Source organism: Streptomyces sp. NPDC059695, assembly GCF_042733785.1.
Taxonomy (GTDB): domain Bacteria; phylum Actinomycetota; class Actinomycetes; order Streptomycetales; family Streptomycetaceae; genus Streptomyces.
Genome location: NZ_JBHWFF010000040.1, coordinates 14,922 through 32,276 on the forward strand (window position 1 = coordinate 14,922; position 17,355 = coordinate 32,276).

A 17,355-nucleotide genomic window follows, 5' to 3' on the forward strand; every position below is an offset into this window, starting at 1 on the left:
GCAACGTTAGGGCGGGCCCCGATGGCGTGTCAACACCCGTTGGCCTACAGTTGTTGACATGACGACCGTCCGCCGCTCCGACGCCACCCGGGCCGCCATCCTGGAGGCCGCCCGCGAGCGCTTCGCCTCCGACGGGTACGAGCGCGCCACCATCCGGGCCATCGCCCGCGACGCGGGGATCGACCCGTCGATGGTGATGCGCTACTACGGCAACAAGGAGGGGCTCTTCGCCGCCGCCTCCGAGGTCGAGATCGGCCTGCCCGAGCTGGGTGGCCTGCCCGCGCGGCACGTCGGGGCGGTCCTCGTCACCCACTTCCTGGAGCGCTGGGAGAGCGACGAGGTCCTCACCGCGATGCTCCGCGTGGGCGTCACCAACGAGGCCGGGGCCGCGCGCATGCGGGAGATCTTCACCCGCCAGCTCGGCCCGGTCACCCGGGGCGTCTGCCCCGACCCGGAGGACGCACCGCGCCGGGCCGGGCTCGTCGCCTCGCAGATCCTCGGCATGGCGCTCACCCGCTATGTGCTGCGACTGCCGCCGGTCGTCGAGATGTCCACCGAGGAGGTCGTGGCCTGGCTGGGGCCGACCGTGCAGCGGTACCTGACCGCCGAGGCGCCGTGAGCGCGGGCCCCTGCGGCGTCGTGACCCGGCGGTGCCCGGACCGTACGATCTCTGCATGACGCAGAAGAGTTCCGGCCGGCGCGAGGCGCTCATGACCGAGTTGTACGGGGAGGCCCGCCGCTACATGGCCGCCTACGCCCTGTTCAACCAGGCCGTCGCCGACCACCTCGGTCTCCACCCGACCGACGTGCAGTGCCTGAACCTCCTCAGCCTGGAGGAGGGCCCCGTGACCACCGGGCGGGTCGCCGAACTGACCGGGCTCACCACCGGCTCCGCGACCCGGCTCGTCGACCGGCTCGAACGCTCCGGCTACGTGACCCGCGAGCGCGACTCGGAGGACCGGCGCCGGGTCCTCGTCGCGCTCGTCCCCCGGCGGACCGCCGAGCTCGGCGACCTCTGGCGGAAGCTCAACAGCACCTGGGGCACGATGTTCGACGTGTACAGCGACGCCGAGGTCGCCCTGCTCATCGCCCACATGCGGCGCACCGTCGAGGTCAGCGCCGCGCAGATCGAGCGCCTGCGCGGGGGCGATCTCGGCTGATCCCGGCCGGGCCGTGGCCGCTCCTCAGCGGGCCGCGGCCCCTCCGAACTCCCGCACCGCGTCGGAGACGATCGCCTCCAGGCGCGCGTGGTGGGCGCCGCGCCAGTAGACCCTGCCGCACTCCACGCACTGCGCGAACACGTCGTACGTCTTCTCGGTGCCCTGCTCCAGCCGCTCGCGCACGGCGTCCTTGGCGGCGTCGCTCAGCTCTCCGTTGCACGCCGTGCAGCGGGTCCAGGGCGCCAGCGTCGGCGCGAACCGCTCCAGTACGTCGCGGAGCTGGTCGTCCGGGCGGTCGCTGTAGACGTAGGCGCCCGCCCACAGCTCGCGGCGGCGCAGCAGGCCGCGGTCCCGGGAGAGCATCACGCGCTGTTCCCGCGCGGAGAGCGCGGCCAGGGCGGGGTCGCCGATGTCCTCGCTCTCGTACGCCGCGTCCACGCCGAGCAGGCGCAGCCGCCGGGCCAGTGTGCCGAGGTGCACGTCGAGCAGGAACCGGAGCGGGGCGCCGCCCGGCACCTGCTGCGGCCGGACGACTCCCTCCACCTCGACGCTCTCACCGGCGCCCGGCACGTGCGAGGCGTCGGCGGGGCGGCCGTCCACCAGCAGCCGGCCGGCCTCGGTGAGGGGCACGCCCAGTGACTCCACGACGTGTCCCAGGGACGAGGTGCCGTCGGTGGTCAGGGGGGTGGGGCCCTTGCGCCGCTCCGCCGAGACGAAGAGGTGCAGGCCGGGGGCGAAGCTGATCTGGATCTCCGGTCCGTTCACGGGGTCAGCATGGCACCGCGGTCCGGTGTCGGCCAGGGAATTGCCTCCTAGCGGCTGCCCGCGACGGGTCGCGGGGCGAAGGCCTCCGCGTGGTCTTCGACCCACGTCCTGAAGGTGCGGGCCGGGTGGCCCGTCAGGGTCTCGACCGTGTGCGTCAGCGGGGCCGGGCGGCCGTTCCGCGAGGACCAGTAGGCGAGCAGGGAGTCCGCGAAGGGTTCCGGCATGAACGGGGTGACCGACGCCTTCCACTCCTCGGGCGTGACGGCCGTGTACGGCGCCGGCCGGCCCGTCACCTCGGCCACGATCGCCAGCTGCTCGGTGAAGTCCAGCGACTCGGGGCCGGTCAGCAGGTACGAGGAGCCGCGCAGCCGGGGTTCGGTGAGGACCGCGAAGGCGGCCTCGGCGACGTCGAGCTCGTGGATCGGGTCGCCGTGCGCGTGCGGGTACGGCAGGGCCGGTCCGTGCCCCTCCCCGAGCGGCCACGCCCACTGCAGGGCGTTCGTGGCGAAGGCGCCGGGCTGGAGGACGGTGGCCTCGAAGGCGCCCGACTCCGCGGCGGCCGACAGGGCGCGCTCGGCCGCGAGGTGCGAGGCCGCGATCGCGTTCCCGGCGGCGTCCGGGGCGAGGACGGAGCTGGAGGAGAGCAGGGCGATGTGCGCGACGCCCGCGGCGCGGGCCCGCTCGGAGAAGGTGCCGGCGTGCGCGGCCTCGGCGTAGAGGAAGACGGAGTCGACGCCTTCCAGGGCGGTGTCGAAGGTGTCCGGATCGGCGAGGTCGCAGCGGACCGCGGCCACGTCCGGGGGTGGGGAGAGGTCGTCGGGGTTCTTGGATCCGGCCCTGGTCTCGACGCCCGCGGCGTCGAGCAGGCCGAGCAGGGTGGTGGCGACGCGGCCACGGCTTCCGGTGACGAGAACGGTCATGGGGAATCCCTTCATAGTTCCTGCGCTGTGCATCATCTGCGCTGTGCAGATAAATATCCGTGACCGTGCCACGCCCGTCAACCCTGAAAAAACCTGGGGTACCGTCCCGGCATGAAGATCATCGACCTCGCCCCCGGCGACCCCCGGCTGGAGGACGACCTGCTGCCGGTCCTCTCCGAGCTCCGCCCCCACCTCACCCCGGAGCTCTTCCGCGAGGTCCACGAGGCGGGCCATCCGCAGGGGCTGCGGTTCAGCGCCGCCTACACGGACGACGGGCGCTGCGTCGGCGCGGCCGGCTGGCGGATCGTCGTCAACACCAGCTCCCTGCGCAATCTCTACGTCGACGACCTGGTGACCGCCGCCGCCGAGCGCTCCACCGGCGTCGGACACGCGCTCGTCGCCCACCTGGAGGAGCACGCCCGCGCGGCCGGCTGCCACGAGCTCAACCTGGACTCCGGCACCCACCGCACCGGCGCCCACCGCTTCTACCTGCGTGAGCGCTTCGACATCGTGGCCTTCCACTTCACCCGGCCGCTCACCGCGCCGGACGCCGGCTAGCCGAGGTCGATCCGCCAGTCGTTGCAGCGCATCGGGTGCCCCGGCGGGTACTCGAAGTCCCGCTCGCCGCGCAGCTCGAACCCGGCCTTGCGGCACACCGCGTTCGACGCGGCGTTCCCCGCGGACGGGAACGCGTGCAGGTGGCGCCGCCGCCCCGCGGCCCGGGCCTCGGCGACCACCGCGCGCGTGGCGGACGTCGCCAGGCCCCGGCCCTGGAAACCGGGCAGCACCGCCCACCCCGTCTCGTACACCGGCTCGCCGTCCCAGGTCTGCGCCCAGAAGCCGATGCTGCCCACCACGGCCTCCTCCGGCAGCAGCACGATCCGGAACATGCGGCCCGCACCCGTCTCGTCGGCGCTCAGGTCCACGTACCGCCGGTGCCTCCGGTCGAGCTGCTCCTCGGTCTCGGGGCCGCCGAGATGGTCCATCAACTCCGGGGCGTTCAGGGCGCGCAGCAGGGCCGCGTCCGTCTCGGACCAGGGTTCGAGGCGTACCCGTGCCGTGTCGTCGGTCATGTCCGTACGGTAGGTCAGGGCACTGACACCGCGCGGGCGTACGCGGTCGGCGACACCCCGATCGTCGCCGTGAAGTCCCGTACGAGATGGGCCTGGTCGCTGTAGCCGAGGTCCCCGGCGAGCGCGGCCCAGTCCGGGGCGCCCGCGGCCTCGGCGCGCTCCAGGGCCTCGTGGATCCGGTAGCGCAGGATCACCCACTTCGGCCCCACGCCCACGTGCCCCGCGAACAGGCGCTGCAGCGAGCGCGCCGACAGGCCGCTCGCGGCGGCCAGCCGGGACACCTTGCGGACCGAGCGGTCCGAGCGGATCAGGTCCACCAGCTCCATGGTCTGCGCGGCGGCCGGGTCGGGTGCCGGGCCCCGGGCCAGGAGGAAGGCGTCGAGCGCCGCCACGCGCGCGTGGTCCTCGTCGGGGGAGAGCACGGCGGTCAGGGAGTCCGTGTCGGGGGCTCCGTGGAGCGCCTCCGGGAAGACCTCCGCCAGCGGCACCCGGCGGCCCGTCCACTCCGACACCGGCCACGCGGGCGCGAAGGGCCGGAAACCGCCGGGGCGGAACTGCACGCCGCAGACCCGGCCCGCGTCCGACAGCTTCTGCGTGAACAGGCCGAGCCCGACCCCCGACACCTCGGCCGACGCGCTCGCCTCCGCCGCGGGGGCGCCCAGTGCCCCGTACCGCTGGAAGACGACGTTCACCGAGGGGTGCGGGACGAGGTGGCTCGCGTACGGCTGCGGCAGCTCCCAGTCGATCAGCCAGTAGTGCTCCAGGTACGGCCGCAGCTCGGGCGCCGGGACGTGCCGGCGGAAGCGGACCCGGGAGAGCAGCTCGGCGGGGTCGACGATGCCCCGGGTGTCCCGGCGGGGCTGGGGAGCTGAAGTGGGCATGGCCAGGATGCTAGGGGGTGTCTTGCCGATCAGGCCGGGCTCGCGGCGTCTGGCGGCAAGACACCCCCTAGGCGGTGCCGTCAGCGCAGCCGGCCCGCCGGGCCCGGGGTGAGCCGGGAGACGACCTGGCCGAAGGCGTGCTCCTCCGCGGGGGTCAGCGGCACCGACTCCTGCGGGTGCCAGACGCGCTCCAGCGGGGTGCCGGCCGGATCGCGGCGGGTCCGGCCGCGGGCGCGCAGGCTCAGCGTCAGCCAGGCCACCGTGGAGACGGCGAGCAGGCCGAAGAGGGTGATCACACGGGGATCGGAGAACGGGCCGGGCACGGACATGGCTCACTCCAGAGCGTGAGGGCCGCCCGGGTCCCCCGCGCCCCGGCAGGTGGCGCGCGGGCACGACGGCACCGACGGTTTCTGCTGTTTCCTCCCGACCTGTTCAGTTAACACCACCCCGGGGGACTTTCGGCAGGGGGGCCGGGACCGAGGTCCCCCCGCCGCGGTCACCCCGGGAGGCCCTCTTGTGCGGGCCGGGGAACCGTTCCAAGGTGACGGGCGAGGGAGATTCCGGCCGGGGAGGAGCAGCCGCATGTCCGGATCGCAGGCGTGGGGATTCACGGACGACAGGGGCACGGAGCTGGGGGCGGACCGCGTGCCGCCGCGGGTGGCCGCGTACGTGCGGGCGGGGGCGGCGCTGCTCGACCTGGGGGTGACACCGGTCGCCGTGTACGGCTCCGGGCACGACGGCGGCGCCCTCGACCCGGCGAAGGCGGGCGCTCTCGCGGCGGCCGGGGTGCCGTACCTCGGACCGGGCCGGGCCCTGGACGAGGGGGCGCTGCGGGAGGTGCGCCCGGATCTGATCGTCGACGTGACCTACGACGGCAAGAGCCCGTACGCGCTCGACGAGGCCGTCGCCGAGCGGCTGGGGGTCCCGCTCGCCGCGCTCTCCGTCGGCAACGAGCTCACCCTTCCGGCGATCCTCGACCGCTTCGCCGCGCTGGCCGCGAGCCTCGGCGCGGAGCCGGTGCGGGCGGCCTCGGACCCGGAGCTGACCGCCGCGGAGGCGGCGCTCCGGGACGTCGCCGCCGCCCGGTCCGGGCCCGCCGTCCTGGCGCTCTCCGGGGCGGGTCCCGAGCAGGTGCACCTGGCCCGCCCGGCCGCCTGGCCCGAGCTGGCGCACCTCGCCGGCCTCGGTGTGCGGCTGCTCGACCCCGGTCCCGGGCCCGGCGCCAACTGGCTCACCGGGGACTGGGCCGGAGCCGCCGGACTCCGGCCCGGCCTGGTCCTCTTCGACGAGCGGGAGCACGCGACCCCGCCGTACGAGCTCCCCTCCGGGGTGAGCCTGACCCCGTGGAACCCCGAGACCCCGCCCAGTCCCGCCGCGTACGCCCGCTTCTTCCGCGTCCTCGCGGAAGCGCTGGCGGAAGCGCGGGTGGAGCGGAGCTGACCCGGAGGGAAGCCCTAGGCGGCGCCGAGCCGGGTGCGGAGCGAGTCGGCGAACTCCTCGGCGCGGGCGAGCTGGGCCCGCAGCGCGGCGACCCGTTCCGCCGCGGCGGCCTCGTAGCGGCGGACGCGGGCGACCAGGACCGCCCGCTCGTCCGGTTCGAGTTCGGTGTCCGTGCCCGGGCGGTCGGCGGCCAGCCGGTCCACGGCCGTGAGGAGTTCGCGGGTCTCGTCGAGGGTGAAGCCGAGCGGCTTCATCCGCCGCACCACCATCAGCCGGGACACGTCCGCGTCCGTGTAGAGCGGGAAGCCGCCCGGCGAGGCGGCGGACGGGACCACCAGACCGCTGTCCTCGTACTGCCGGATGGTCCGCAGCGGCAGTTCGGTCCGTGCGGCGACCTCGCCGATCTGCATCGGCCGGCCGGCCATGCGTACTGCGCTCACGCGTCAGGTCCTTCCTCGTCGGGGACTCCCACGGGGCGTACGGGCCCCCACAGGGCGCGGCTTCCGCGCATTACATACCATTCGTCCTAACTTCAGCACTTATGAGAGCTGGAAGTGCGGCGAAACGCCTGCTGGTAGGTCGTCCGTTGGACAGCGGGCGTCTCGGGGAGACCCTGTTGCCCAAGCGGGTGGCCCTGCCGGTCTTCTGCAGCGACCCGCTCTCCTCGGTCGCGTACGCCACCGAGGAGATCCTCCTCGTCCTCGCGCTCGGCGGCCTCGCCGTGCTCCATCTGGCCTGGTACGCGGCGGTCGGCATCGTCGTGCTGCTGCTGGTCGTCGTCGCCTCCTACCGGCAGACCTGCTACGCCTATCCGGGCGGCGGCGGGGCGTACGTCGTCTCCGCAGAGAACCTCGGGCAGCGCGCGGCGCTCACCGCCGCCTCCGCGCTGCTGATCGACTACGTGATGACCGTCGCCGTCTCGGTCGTCTCGGGGGTCGCCGCCATCACCTCCGCGGCCCCCTCGCTCGACGGGCACGCCGTGGCCATGTCGGTCTTCTTCGTCGCGCTCCTCGCCTGGATGAACCTGCGGGGGGTCCGCGAGTCGGGGCGCTGGTTCGCCGTCCCCACGTACGCGTTCATCGGCGTCATCTACCTGATGTTCGCCGTGGCCGCCGTCCGGATGGCGACCGGCGCGACGATCCGCGCCGAGTCCGCGGACCTGCCCGTGGACAAGGTTTCCACCTACGCGGGGATCGCGCTCGTGCTGCTCGCCCTGCGGGCCTTCGCCTCCGGCTGCACCGCGCTGACCGGTGTCGAGGCCGTCAGCAACGGCGTACCGGCGTTCGCGAAGCCGAAGAGCCGGAACGCGGCCATGACGCTCGCGATCATGGGCGTCTTCTCCGCGACCATGTTCTTCGGGATCACCGTGCTCGCCATGGTCTACGAGGTCCACGTCGCGGAGGACCCCACGGAACTCGGGCTCCCTCCCGGCACCCCGATGTCCACCGCGCTCGCCCAGATCGGCCGGGCCACCTTCGGCGACGTGCACGTCCTCTTCTACGCGCTCCAGGCCGTCACCGCGGGCGTCCTGGTCCTCGCGGCCAACACCGCCTTCAACGGCTTCCCGATGCTCGCGTCCGTCCTCGGCCGGGACCGCTACGCGCCCCGCCAGCTCGTCCACCGGGGCGACCGGCTCGTCTACTCCAACGGCATCGTCCTCCTCGCGCTCGCCGCCATCGCCCTGATCGTGGCCTTCGACGCGCAGCTGACCCGCCTCATCCAGCTGTACATCATCGGCGTCTTCGTCTCCTTCACCCTTTCCCAGGCCGGCATGGTCAAGCACTGGAGGCGGGAACTCGCCACCCCCGCCGGGGCCGCCGACCGCCACACCCTCCACCGCCGCCTCGCGATCAACGCCTTCGGCGCCTGCCTGACGGCGGTCGTCCTCGTGATCGTCCTCATCACCAAGTTCACCCACGGCGCCTGGCTGGTCGTCATCGCCATGCCCGTGCTCTACGCCGGGATGAAGGGGGTCCGCCGGCACTACGACACGGTCGCCGCCGAGGTCGCCGTCGGCGTGGGGGAGCGGCCCCGCCCCCTCGCCGAGAACCACGTCCTGGTCCTCGTGGCCTCCGTGAACGCGCCGAGCCTCCGCGCCCTCTCGTACGCGAAGACCCTGCACGCCGACTCCCTCGCCGCCGTCACCGTCGCCGAGGACCCGGCGGAGGCGGAGGTGCTCCGCGCGACCTGGGAGGCCCACGGCATCGACGTACCGCTGACGGTGCTGAGCTCCCCCTACCGCTCGATCGTCCAGCCGATCCTGCGGCACGTCCGCGACGCGCCCGGACGGGCGGCGGACTCGGTGATCTCGGTGGTCATCCCCGAGTACGTGGTGGGGCACTGGTGGGAGCAGCCGCTGCACAACCAGAGCGCGCTGCGCCTCAAGACCCGTCTGCTGTTCATGAAGAACGTCGTGGTCGTCGACGTCCCCTACCGGCTGGCCTCCGCCCGCGAGCTGGCAGCCGAGCGCGCGAGGGCCGCCGGGCGGCGGTAGCACCTCGGGTCAGAGGCTCACGGCCACACCAGGCAGTACGGCTGGTGGCCCGCCTCGTGGAGGCGGACCGAGAAGTCCTGCCACTCGTGGAGGAGCTGGTAGACGTCGAAGGCGTCCCGCGGTCCGCCGCGGTCCGGCACCGTCGACCAGATGAAGGCGGCGGCGCCGACCGACTCCTCGCCGATCCCGCGCAGCGGGTCGACCACGGTCATCGGCAGCTTCACCACGGCGTAGTCCGGGTGCAGCACGACCAGCTCGAGCGGGGGCACCTTGTGCAGGGGCATGCCCTGGATCCCGGTCAGGACCATGGCCGCTATCGTCTCGGGCTTGATCTTGGTGAACATCCCGCCCATGCCGAGCTCGTCCCCGCCGAGCTCCTCGGGGCGCATCGAGATCGGGACCTGGGCCGCCGTGGCGCTGTTGGGCGCGCCGAAGTACTTGTACGTCACCCCCAAGCTCCGGCCCCCGGTCGCAGGGGGCGGTTCGGCCGAGGGCTCGGGCTTCGGCCGGCCCTCCGCAGAGCTGGGTTCCTCGGTCCGCCGGCGCCGGTGCCTCCCCCGCCGGGCAGACTCCGGACCCAGGTCGTCCGTCCCCTCGCCCGGTCCGCCACCGCGATGCATATCTCCACCCGACTGCTTTTTCTCGGCAACACGACCCCGCCGCGCAACCCGATCATCGTGTCAGTGACCTCCCCCGCGTTCGTACGGTGAAACACCTGTCCGCAAGAACGCCGTGGCCTCTGACACCATGGATTCCGTGAGTCATCCCTATGACGCCCCAGTTTCGCAGACGCGGAGGGGGAGCGCCCCGGCGTAGTACAGAGGATGTCCACCACCGTCCCTCCGTTCCCGATGTCGTGCCCGAAGTCGTTCTCGCAGGTCAGGATCACAGTGCCGTATTCATACGAAGCCCCAGTCTCACAGACGCTTTTCGACCGCGCTTCCCTCGTGACGCCCGGCGGCGTGAACTCACCGGTGCGTGCCTTCCGGGCCGTGGGTGGAACGCCCCGGTTCATGGTGTCCGGTTCCGGTCCGTACCTCACCGACGCGGACGGTCGTGAGTACGTCGACCTCGTCTGCTCGTGGGGACCGATGATCCTCGGCCACGCGCACCCCGAGGTCACCGCCGCGGTGCAGGCCGCCGTGGCCCGCGGCACCTCGTTCGGCACGCCCGGCGAGGGCGAGGTCGCGCTCGGCGAGGAGATCGTCGCGCGGATCGAGCCGGTGGAGCAGGTGCGGCTCGTCTCCTCCGGGACCGAGGCCACGATGTCCGCGATCCGGCTCGCCCGCGGGTTCACCGGGCGCGCGAAGGTCGTCAAGTTCGCGGGCTGCTACCACGGCCACGTGGACGCGCTGCTCGCCGCGGCCGGTTCGGGTCTGGCCACCTTCGGCCTCCCGGACACGCCGGGTGTGACCGGCGCCCAGGCCGGGGACACGATCGTGCTTCCGTACAACGACCTGGAGGCCGTGCGGGCGGCGTTCGCCGCGCACCCGGGCGAGATCGCGTGTGTGATCACCGAGGCCTCGCCGGGCAACATGGGCGTGGTCCCGCCGGTGGCCGGTTTCAACCAGGGCCTCGCGGACCTGTGCCGGGAGAACGGCGCGCTGTACATCTCCGACGAGGTGATGACCGGTTTCCGTACGAGCCGGGCCGGCTGGTACGGCGTGGACGGCGTGAAGCCCGACCTGATGACCTTCGGCAAGGTCATGGGCGGCGGCTTCCCGGCGGCCGCGTTCGGTGGCCGCGCGGACGTCATGGGGCACCTGGCGCCGGCCGGGCCGGTCTACCAGGCGGGCACCCTCTCCGGGAACCCGGTCGCGACCGCCGCCGGGCTCGCGCAGCTGAGGCTGCTCGACGAGGCCGCGTACGCCACGGTGGACGCGGTGTCGAAGGAGATCCAGGGCCTGGTCACGGCCGCGCTGGCGAAGGAGGGGGTGGCGCACCGGCTGCAGACCGCCTCCAACATGTTCTCGGTGTTCTTCACCGCGGACGAGGTGCGGAACTACGACGACGCGAAGAAGCAGGAGGCGTTCCGCTTCAACGCCTTCTTCCACTCGATGCTGGCCGACGGCGTGTACCTGCCGCCGTCCGCCTTCGAGTCCTGGTTCGTGTCGACCGCGCACGACGAGCGGGCGATCGAGCGCATCGCCGCCGCCCTGCCGGCCGCGGCCCGCGCGGCGGCGGAGGCAACGGCATGAGCGAGTCGACCACGGGCGACCAGGACATCACCGTCGTCCACCTGATGCGTCACGGCGAGGTGCACAACCCCGACGGCGTGCTGTACGGGCGGCGTCCGGGCTACCACCTGTCCGAGCTGGGCCGGCAGATGGCGGACCGGGTCGCGGAGAGCCTGGCCGGCCGGGACATCACGCACGTCGTGGCCTCCCCGCTGGAGCGGGCGCAGGAGACGGCGGCGCCGATCGCGAAGACGCACGGTCTGGACCTGGCCAGTGACGAACGGCTCATCGAGGCGGCGAACGTCTTCGAGGGCAAGACGTTCGGTGTCGGTGACGGGGCGCTGCGGAAGCCGGCGAACTGGAAGCACCTGACGAACCCGTTCCAGCCGTCCTGGGGCGAGCCGTACGTCGAGCAGGTCGTCCGGATGATGGGCGCGCTGGACGCGGCGAAGGACGCGGCCCGGGGGCACGAGGCGGTCTGCGTCAGCCACCAGCTGCCGATCTGGATCGTCCGCAGCTTCGTGGAGAAGCGGCGGCTCTGGCACGACCCGCGGCGCCGGCAGTGCACGCTGGCCTCGCTGACCTCGTTCACGTACCGCGGCGACAAGATCGTGTCGGTCGGGTACAGCGAGCCGGCCCGGGATCTGGTCCCGGCGCACCTCCTGGCGGGTGCGAAGCCGGTGAAGGGGAAGTCGAAGGCCTTCGGCGCGTAATCCTCACACCGCGAACACGCGGCCCGCCTGACAGCTGCACACCCCGGGCGACACAGTTCAGGGCGATCGGATGATGATGTTCATGTCATCCGGTCGCCCTGAAATTTTTGTGCGAATTTCCGGAACCTCCGTGTTCCTCCCGGCATCTCACTCATTGTCGGTTTGGATGACTTTCAGGTCATACTTCAGCGCGAATGGGGATGTCATGCGCGGGATCAGCGGAATCAGTCGAAGGGGGCTGCTGGGGGCGGGCGTCGGGGCCGCGGCGGCGATGGGGCTCGCCGCGTGCAGCACCGGCAATCAGGACAAGCCGGGACGATCCGGACCCGGTAAGGGGGGTGACGTCTCGGCGGACCCGGGCACGCCCACCCCGACCAAGGACGACGCCCGTCTCATCGGCGACGGTTCCACCGCCGACACCGGCAAGCAGCCGCACCAGCCCGACACCCCCGTCCCGCTCGAACCCGGCCAGACCCCGCCCCAGTTCGTCGTCTTCTCCTGGGACGGCGCCGGCGAGGTCGGCAACGGACTCTTCCCGCGCTTCCTCGAACTCGCCAAGAACAACGACGCGGCGATGACCTTCTTCCTCTCCGGGATCTACCTCCTCCCCGAGTCGAAGAAGAACCTCTACCGCCCGCCGAACAACAGCGTCGGCGCCTCCGACATCGGCTACCTCACCGACGAGCACATCAAGGAGACCCTGAAGCACGTCCGGCAGGCCTGGCTCGACGGCCACGAGATCGGCACGCACTTCAACGGCCACTTCTGCGGCGGATCCGGCTCCGTCGGCAACTGGACCCCCGCCCAGTGGCAGAGCGAGATCGACCAGGCGACGAAGTTCGTCACCGAGTGGAAGACCAACAGCGGCTGGACCGACCTCGACCCGCTGCCCTTCGACTACTCCAAGGAACTCGTCGGCGGCCGCACCCCCTGCCTCCTCGGCCAGGACAACCTGCTCCCCACCGCCAAGCGCCTGAACTGGCGCTACGACGCCAGCTCCCCCGGCGGCCGGCAGACCTGGCCCGTCAAGCGCCAGGGCATCTGGGACCTGCCGCTCCAGGCCGTGCCCTTCCCCGGGCACTCCTTCGAAGTCCTCTCCATGGACTACAACATGCTCGCCAACCAGTCGAAGAACACGACGAAGGGCATGCCCTCGCGCTATCCCGGCTGGCGCAGGCAGGCGGCCGAGGCGTACCTCTCCGGCTTCACGCGCGCGTACGAGTCGAACCGCGCGCCCTTCTTCATCGGCAACCACTTCGAGCAGTGGAACGGCGGCATCTACATGGACGCCGTCGAGGAGGCGCTCAAGGGAATGGCCGGAAAGAAGGACGTACGGCTCGTCTCCTTCAAGCAGTTCGTGGACTGGCTCGACGTGCAGGACCCGAAGATCCTGGACAAGCTGCGCACCCTGGAGGTCGGGCAGAAGCCCGCGGGTGGCTGGAATGCTTTCCTCAAGCCGACGCCCGCCACACCCCCGGCCGCTTAGAAGATCTTGACAAGGGGCTTTACGGGCACGTAGGGGGGTGCCCAAGATCCCCCAAACGCCCATGCGAAACTTTTCACATGAGCCTTAGCCGTGCCCCTCGACGCACCCTGCTCGCCGTCGGAGTGCTGACCGCCGCCGTCACGCTCTCGGCCTGCGGCGGCGACAACAACGGCAAGTCCGGCGGCGGTGGCAACACCAACTTCGTGACCAACACGGGCGGTGTCTCCACCGTCGCCAAGGGCGAGCGCGCGGCCCCGAACGACATCGCGGGCGAGACCCTCGACGGCAAGCGGCTGGACGTCGCCGACCTCAAGGGCAAGATCGTCGTCCTGAACGCCTGGGGCTCCTGGTGCGGCCCCTGCCGCGCCGAGGCCCCGCACTTCGCGAAGGTCGCCGCGGACCTGAAGGACCAGGGCGTCGAGTTCGTCGGCCTCAACACCCGCGACCCCAACAAGCAGCCCGCGATCGCCTTCGAGGAGGACTACGGGGTGCCCTACCCCAGCCTCTACGACCCGCAGGGCAAGCTCATCCTCTTCGGTTTCCCCAAGGGCACGCTCAACCCGCAGGCGATCCCCTCCACCGTCGTCCTCGACAAGGAGGGCAAGATCGCCGCCCGCTCCCTCATGGCGCTCGACGAGAAGAAGCTCCGGTCGATGATCGAGCCCCTCCTCAAGGAGAAGTGAGCCCGTGAACGAGACGGTCACCAGCGGAGCACTGCTGCTCGCCCTGCCCCTCGCGGTCCTCGGCGGCCTGGTCTCCTTCTTCTCGCCGTGCGTGCTCCCGCTCGTGCCCGGCTACCTCTCGTACGTGACCGGCGTCACCGGCACCGACCTCGCCGAGAGCCGTCGCGGCCGGATGACCGCCGGCGCCGTCCTCTTCGTCCTCGGCTTCACCGCCGTGTTCGTCTCCGGCGGCGCCCTCTTCGGCTACTTCGGGTCCACGCTCCAGGAGTACCGGGAGACGCTCACCACGGTCCTCGGCGTGCTCATGATCCTCATGGGCGTGTTCTTCCTCGGCCTGATGCCCTGGTTCACCCAGCGCGAGTTCCGCTTCCACCGGAAGCCCGTCGCCGGACTCATCGGCGCCCCCCTCCTCGGGGCGCTCTTCGGCATCGGCTGGACGCCGTGCATCGGCCCGACGCTCGCCTCCGTCAACGCCCTCGCCCTGGAGCAGGCCAGCGCCGGACGCGGGGCGGTCCTCGCCTTCGCGTACTGCCTCGGCCTCGGGGTCCCGTTCGTGCTCGCCGCCATCGCCTTCCGCAAGGCGCTCGGCGCGTTCGGCTGGGTGAAGAAGCACTATGTGTGGGTCATGCGCATCGGCGGCGGCATGATGATCGTCACCGGTGTCCTGCTCCTCACGGGCGCGTGGGACAGCATGGTGGCCACGATGCAGGGCTGGTCCAGCGGTTTCACGGTGGGGATCTGAGTTCCATGAGCAAGACCGAAACGACGGAGCAGCAGGACAACCTCGGCAGTGCCGGGGCCCAGCTGTCGACCGCTCCCCAGGAGGACACCGCCATCGGCGGCCCCACGCTCGGGGTCATCGGCTGGGTCCGCTGGTTCTGGCGGCAGCTGACCTCCATGAGGGTCGCGCTGATCCTGCTCTTCATGCTCTCCCTGGGCGCCGTCCCCGGCTCCCTCATCCCGCAGAACAGCGCGGACGAGCTGAAGGTGCAGACCTTCAAGGACGCCCACAGGACGCTCACCCCGCTGTACGAGAAGCTCCAGTTCTTCGACGTCTACAGCTCGGTGTGGTTCTCCGCGATCTACATCCTGCTGTTCGTCTCCCTCATCGGCTGCATCGTGCCCCGCAGCTGGCAGTTCGTCGGCCAGCTGCGCAGCCGCCCGCCGGGCGCGCCCCGGCGCCTGGACCGGCTCCCCGCGTACACCACCTGGCGCACCGAGGCCGAGCCCGAGCAGGTCCGCGAGGCCGCGCTCACCGTGCTCAAGGGCCGCCGCTTCCGCGCCCACACCGCGGGGAACGCGGTCGCGGCCGAGAAGGGCTACCTCCGCGAGGCCGGGAACCTGGCCTTCCACGTCGCCCTGATCGTGATGCTCGTCGCCTTCGCCTGGGGCCAGCTCTTCAAGTCCGAGGGCGGCAAGCTGATCGTCGAGGGCGACGGCTTCTCCAACACGCTCACCCAGTACGACGACTTCAAGTCCGGCTCCCAGTTCGGCACCGACGAGCTGGAGCCGTTCGGCTTCACGCTGGACTCCTTCACCGGCACGTACGAGAAGAACGGCCCCCAGCGCGGCACCCCGCGCACCTTCGAGGCGGCCGTCACCTACTCGCAGGGCGGCGACGGCAAGAAGGCGGTCATCCGGGTCAACGAGCCGCTGATCGTGGGCGACTCCAAGGTCTATCTGATCGCCCACGGCTACGCGCCCGTCGTCACCGTCAAGGACCCCCGCGGCAAGACCGTCTTCCACGGCGCCGTGCCGCTGCTCCCGATCGACAACAACATCACGTCGACCGGCGCGATCAAGGTCATGGACGGCTACCGGAACAAGAAAGGCGAGAAGGAGCAGCTGGGCTTCCAGGCCTTCTTCGTGCCGACCTTCGCGGGCGCCGGCAAGGGCACCATGTTCTCGCAGTTCCCGGCGCTCGACTTCCCGGTCATGGCGCTCACCGGCTTCCACGGCGACCTGCGCGTGAACTCCGGTCTGCCGCAGAACGTGTACCAGCTCGACAAGTCCAAGATGAAGCAGTACACGGACGCGTCCGGCAACAAGCTGGCGCAGCGCCTGCTGCCCGGCGAGACCATGGACCTGCCCGACGGCGCCGGCTCGATCACCTTCGAGAAGGACGTCAAGGAGTGGGCGAGCTTCCAGATCTCGCAGCAGCCCGGCAACGGGCTCGCCCTCACGGGTGCGATCGCCGCCATCGCCGGACTCACCGGGTCGCTGTTCATCCAGCGGCGCCGGGTCTGGGTCCGGGCCGTGCGCGGTGAGGACGGCGTGACCGTCGTCGAGATGGCGGGGCTCGGCCGGAGCGAGTCCGCCAAGCTGCCGGAGGAGCTGGGCGACCTCGCGGTCGCGCTCACCGTCCAGGCGCCCCCCGCGGCGGAAGCCGTACCGGAACCCGCGGAAGAACCCGCAGAAGACCCTGCCCCTTCTGGAGAGGCCGACAAGTGATCCTCGCCGCCACGACCAACGAGAGCCTGGCGCGGATGAGCGACCTGCTCATCTACTCCTCGATGGCCGTCTACACCCTGGCCTTCTTCGCCCACATCGCCGAGTGGGTGTTCGGCAGCCGCAGCAAGGTCGGCCGCACCGCCGCCGCCCTGACACAGCCGGCCCCCGCCGCGTCCGCCCCCGTGACCGTCCAGGTCAAGCAGGCCGGCGGGACCGCGGTCCTCGACAAGCCGAAGGTCGTCACGCGCTCGGCGGCCGGCACCCGGGACGTGCCGGACGGCCCCGGCGCGGCCGGCGGCACGGTCAAGGGCGACCTGTACGGCCGCATCGCCGTCTCGCTGACCGTCCTCGCCTTCCTGGTCGAGGCCTCGGGCGTGGTCGCCCGCGCGCTCTCCGTGCAGCGGGCTCCCTGGGGCAACATGTACGAGTTCTCCACCACCTTCTCGACGGTGGCGGTCGGCGCGTACCTCGGCTTCCTCGTCGCGAAGAAGAACGTCCGCTGGATCGGCCTCCCCCTGGTCACCACCGTCCTGCTCGACCTGGGCATGGCCACGACCTGGCTGAAGACCCCCAGCGACCAGCTGGTCCCGGCGCTCGACTCGTACTGGCTGTGGATCCACGTCTCCACCGCGATCTTCTGCGGCGCGGTCTTCTACATCGGCGCGGTCGCGACCCTGCTCTACCTCTTCCGCGACTCGTACGAGAACAAGCTCGCGACCGGCGGGAACCCCGGCTCCTTCGCCCGCTCCGTCCTGGAGCGGCTGCCCGCCGCGGCCACGCTCGACAAGTTCGCCTACCGGGTCAACGCGGCCGTCTTCCCGCTGTGGACCTTCACGATCATCGCCGGCGCGATCTGGGCCGGTGACGCGTGGGGCCGCTACTGGGGCTGGGACGCCAAGGAGGTCTGGTCCTTCATCACGTGGGTCGGTTACGCCGCGTACCTGCACGCGCGCGCGACGGCCGGCTGGAAGGGGCGCAAGGCCGCGTACATCGCGCTCATCGCCTTCGGCTGCTTCCTGTTCAACTACTACGGCGTCAACATCTTCGTGAGCAGCAAGCACTCCTACGCCGGCGTCTGAGCTGGCACGGAGCCTGTCCCGGGGTGACGCTGG

General features: G+C 71.7%; 19 protein-coding genes. 12 read left to right on the forward strand and 7 right to left on the reverse strand.

Annotated features, from left to right (window positions below; genetic code table 11):
- Positions 1 to 58: 58 nt before the first annotated feature.
- Together ACFV2S_RS32915 and ACFV2S_RS32920 are read left to right on the forward strand one after the other, a co-directional pair.
- Complete coding sequence (locus tag ACFV2S_RS32915) at positions 59 to 619, forward strand: TetR family transcriptional regulator (protein WP_383786811.1); 561 nt, start codon at positions 59 to 61, stop codon at positions 617 to 619.
- A gap of 55 nt (positions 620 to 674) precedes the next feature.
- Positions 675 to 1,160 (forward strand): MarR family winged helix-turn-helix transcriptional regulator, encoded by a 486-nt coding sequence (locus ACFV2S_RS32920; RefSeq protein ID WP_385567723.1) that lies wholly within the window; start codon positions 675 to 677, stop codon positions 1,158 to 1,160.
- Positions 1,161 to 1,184: 24 nt separating this feature from the next.
- Here ACFV2S_RS32920 and ACFV2S_RS32925 read toward each other — a convergent pair whose 3' ends face one another.
- Positions 1,185 to 1,925, reverse strand: a complete 741-nt coding sequence (locus tag ACFV2S_RS32925) for a Mut7-C RNAse domain-containing protein (protein ID WP_385567728.1) — start codon at positions 1,923 to 1,925, stop codon at positions 1,185 to 1,187.
- A 47-nt stretch (positions 1,926 to 1,972) separates the two neighbouring features.
- Positions 1,973 to 2,845, reverse strand: coding sequence for an NAD(P)H-binding protein (locus ACFV2S_RS32930; RefSeq protein ID WP_385567731.1), 873 nt, complete (start codon positions 2,843 to 2,845; stop codon positions 1,973 to 1,975).
- A gap of 111 nt (positions 2,846 to 2,956) precedes the next feature.
- On the opposite strand from ACFV2S_RS32930, the gene ACFV2S_RS32935 reads away from it, so the two are divergent.
- Positions 2,957 to 3,403 carry a GNAT family N-acetyltransferase gene (locus ACFV2S_RS32935; protein ID WP_385567734.1) on the forward strand — a complete coding sequence of 149 codons (447 nt, stop codon included), beginning with the start codon at positions 2,957 to 2,959 and terminating at the stop codon, positions 3,401 to 3,403.
- Here the strand turns inward: ACFV2S_RS32935 and ACFV2S_RS32940 are convergent.
- The 3 genes from ACFV2S_RS32940 to ACFV2S_RS32950 form a co-directional block, all read right to left on the reverse strand.
- Complete coding sequence (locus ACFV2S_RS32940) at positions 3,400 to 3,918, reverse strand: GNAT family N-acetyltransferase (protein WP_385567737.1); 519 nt, start codon at positions 3,916 to 3,918, stop codon at positions 3,400 to 3,402. The genes ACFV2S_RS32935 and ACFV2S_RS32940 overlap by 4 nt on opposite strands.
- Positions 3,919 to 3,932: 14 nt before the next feature.
- Positions 3,933 to 4,799, reverse strand: a complete 867-nt coding sequence (locus ACFV2S_RS32945; protein ID WP_385567741.1) for a DUF6597 domain-containing transcriptional factor — start codon at positions 4,797 to 4,799, stop codon at positions 3,933 to 3,935.
- 80 nt (positions 4,800 to 4,879) lie between these two features.
- The gene (locus ACFV2S_RS32950) at positions 4,880 to 5,128 is read right to left on the reverse strand and encodes a hypothetical protein (protein ID WP_385567746.1); all 249 of its coding nucleotides are present in this window, start codon (positions 5,126 to 5,128) and stop codon (positions 4,880 to 4,882) included.
- Positions 5,129 to 5,381: 253 nt separating this feature from the next.
- Here ACFV2S_RS32950 and ACFV2S_RS32955 point away from each other — a divergent pair, with 253 nt between their 5' ends.
- Entirely contained in the window at positions 5,382 to 6,239 is an 858-nt protein-coding gene (locus tag ACFV2S_RS32955) for an ABC transporter substrate-binding protein (RefSeq protein ID WP_385567751.1), read from the forward strand.
- A 14-nt stretch (positions 6,240 to 6,253) separates the two neighbouring features.
- Here ACFV2S_RS32955 and ACFV2S_RS32960 read toward each other — a convergent pair whose 3' ends face one another.
- Complete coding sequence (locus ACFV2S_RS32960; protein WP_383786937.1) at positions 6,254 to 6,664, reverse strand: MerR family transcriptional regulator; 411 nt, start codon at positions 6,662 to 6,664, stop codon at positions 6,254 to 6,256.
- 191 nt (positions 6,665 to 6,855) lie between these two features.
- Here ACFV2S_RS32960 and ACFV2S_RS32965 point away from each other — a divergent pair, with 191 nt between their 5' ends.
- Positions 6,856 to 8,733, forward strand: a complete 1,878-nt coding sequence (locus tag ACFV2S_RS32965) for an APC family permease (protein ID WP_385567756.1) — start codon at positions 6,856 to 6,858, stop codon at positions 8,731 to 8,733.
- Between the two features lie 17 nt (positions 8,734 to 8,750).
- On the opposite strand, the gene ACFV2S_RS32970 is transcribed toward ACFV2S_RS32965, so the two are convergent.
- On the reverse strand, positions 8,751 to 9,353 hold the full coding sequence (locus ACFV2S_RS32970; protein ID WP_385567760.1) for a hypothetical protein: 603 nt from the start codon (positions 9,351 to 9,353) through the stop codon (positions 8,751 to 8,753).
- A gap of 231 nt (positions 9,354 to 9,584) precedes the next feature.
- Between ACFV2S_RS32970 and hemL the strand changes: the two genes are divergently transcribed.
- The 7 genes from hemL (at position 9,585) to ccsB (ending at position 17,322) form a co-directional block, all read left to right on the forward strand.
- Complete coding sequence (gene hemL, locus ACFV2S_RS32975; RefSeq protein WP_383786940.1) at positions 9,585 to 10,931, forward strand: glutamate-1-semialdehyde 2,1-aminomutase; 1,347 nt, start codon at positions 9,585 to 9,587, stop codon at positions 10,929 to 10,931.
- On the forward strand, positions 10,928 to 11,623 hold the full coding sequence (locus ACFV2S_RS32980; protein ID WP_383786844.1) for a histidine phosphatase family protein: 696 nt from the start codon (positions 10,928 to 10,930) through the stop codon (positions 11,621 to 11,623). The genes hemL and ACFV2S_RS32980 overlap by 4 nt, the downstream gene beginning before the upstream one ends.
- A gap of 214 nt (positions 11,624 to 11,837) precedes the next feature.
- A complete protein-coding gene (locus tag ACFV2S_RS32985; protein ID WP_385567872.1) occupies positions 11,838 to 13,109 on the forward strand; it encodes a hypothetical protein in 1,272 nt (423 codons plus the stop codon).
- Between the two features lie 77 nt (positions 13,110 to 13,186).
- On the forward strand, positions 13,187 to 13,792 hold the full coding sequence (locus ACFV2S_RS32990; RefSeq protein WP_385567766.1) for a TlpA family protein disulfide reductase: 606 nt from the start codon (positions 13,187 to 13,189) through the stop codon (positions 13,790 to 13,792).
- A gap of 4 nt (positions 13,793 to 13,796) precedes the next feature.
- The gene (locus ACFV2S_RS32995) at positions 13,797 to 14,534 is read left to right on the forward strand and encodes a cytochrome c biogenesis CcdA family protein (RefSeq protein ID WP_383786850.1); all 738 of its coding nucleotides are present in this window, start codon (positions 13,797 to 13,799) and stop codon (positions 14,532 to 14,534) included.
- Positions 14,535 to 14,539: 5 nt separating this feature from the next.
- Positions 14,540 to 16,243: a cytochrome c biogenesis protein ResB gene (locus tag ACFV2S_RS33000; RefSeq protein ID WP_385567771.1), complete on the forward strand. Its 1,704-nt coding sequence runs from the start codon at positions 14,540 to 14,542 to the stop codon at positions 16,241 to 16,243.
- A complete protein-coding gene (ccsB, locus tag ACFV2S_RS33005; RefSeq protein WP_385567776.1) occupies positions 16,240 to 17,322 on the forward strand; it encodes a c-type cytochrome biogenesis protein CcsB in 1,083 nt (360 codons plus the stop codon). The genes ACFV2S_RS33000 and ccsB overlap by 4 nt, the downstream gene beginning before the upstream one ends.
- Positions 17,323 to 17,355 lie beyond the last annotated feature (33 nt).

Bases quoted from the DNA above. Each gene is read 5' to 3' on its own strand.
- ACFV2S_RS32980 (WP_383786844.1), top strand. From the start codon at position 10,928: ATGAGCGAGTCGACCACGGGCGACCAGGACATCACCGTCGTCCACCTG.
- ACFV2S_RS32940 (WP_385567737.1), bottom strand. From the start codon at position 3,918: ATGACCGACGACACGGCACGGGTACGCCTCGAACCCTGGTCCGAGACG.
- ACFV2S_RS32955 (WP_385567751.1), top strand. From the start codon at position 5,382: ATGTCCGGATCGCAGGCGTGGGGATTCACGGACGACAGGGGCACGGAG.
- ACFV2S_RS32990 (WP_385567766.1), top strand. From the start codon at position 13,187: ATGAGCCTTAGCCGTGCCCCTCGACGCACCCTGCTCGCCGTCGGAGTG.
- ACFV2S_RS32960 (WP_383786937.1), bottom strand. From the start codon at position 6,664: ATGGCCGGCCGGCCGATGCAGATCGGCGAGGTCGCCGCACGGACCGAA.
- ACFV2S_RS32945 (WP_385567741.1), bottom strand. From the start codon at position 4,799: ATGCCCACTTCAGCTCCCCAGCCCCGCCGGGACACCCGGGGCATCGTC.
- ACFV2S_RS32915 (WP_383786811.1), top strand. From the start codon at position 59: ATGACGACCGTCCGCCGCTCCGACGCCACCCGGGCCGCCATCCTGGAG.
- ACFV2S_RS32930 (WP_385567731.1), bottom strand. From the start codon at position 2,845: ATGACCGTTCTCGTCACCGGAAGCCGTGGCCGCGTCGCCACCACCCTG.
- ACFV2S_RS32970 (WP_385567760.1), bottom strand. From the start codon at position 9,353: ATGCATCGCGGTGGCGGACCGGGCGAGGGGACGGACGACCTGGGTCCG.
- ACFV2S_RS32935 (WP_385567734.1), top strand. From the start codon at position 2,957: ATGAAGATCATCGACCTCGCCCCCGGCGACCCCCGGCTGGAGGACGAC.
- ACFV2S_RS32920 (WP_385567723.1), top strand. From the start codon at position 675: ATGACGCAGAAGAGTTCCGGCCGGCGCGAGGCGCTCATGACCGAGTTG.
- hemL (WP_383786940.1), top strand. From the start codon at position 9,585: ATGTCGTGCCCGAAGTCGTTCTCGCAGGTCAGGATCACAGTGCCGTAT.
- ACFV2S_RS33000 (WP_385567771.1), top strand. From the start codon at position 14,540: ATGAGCAAGACCGAAACGACGGAGCAGCAGGACAACCTCGGCAGTGCC.
- ACFV2S_RS32950 (WP_385567746.1), bottom strand. From the start codon at position 5,128: ATGTCCGTGCCCGGCCCGTTCTCCGATCCCCGTGTGATCACCCTCTTC.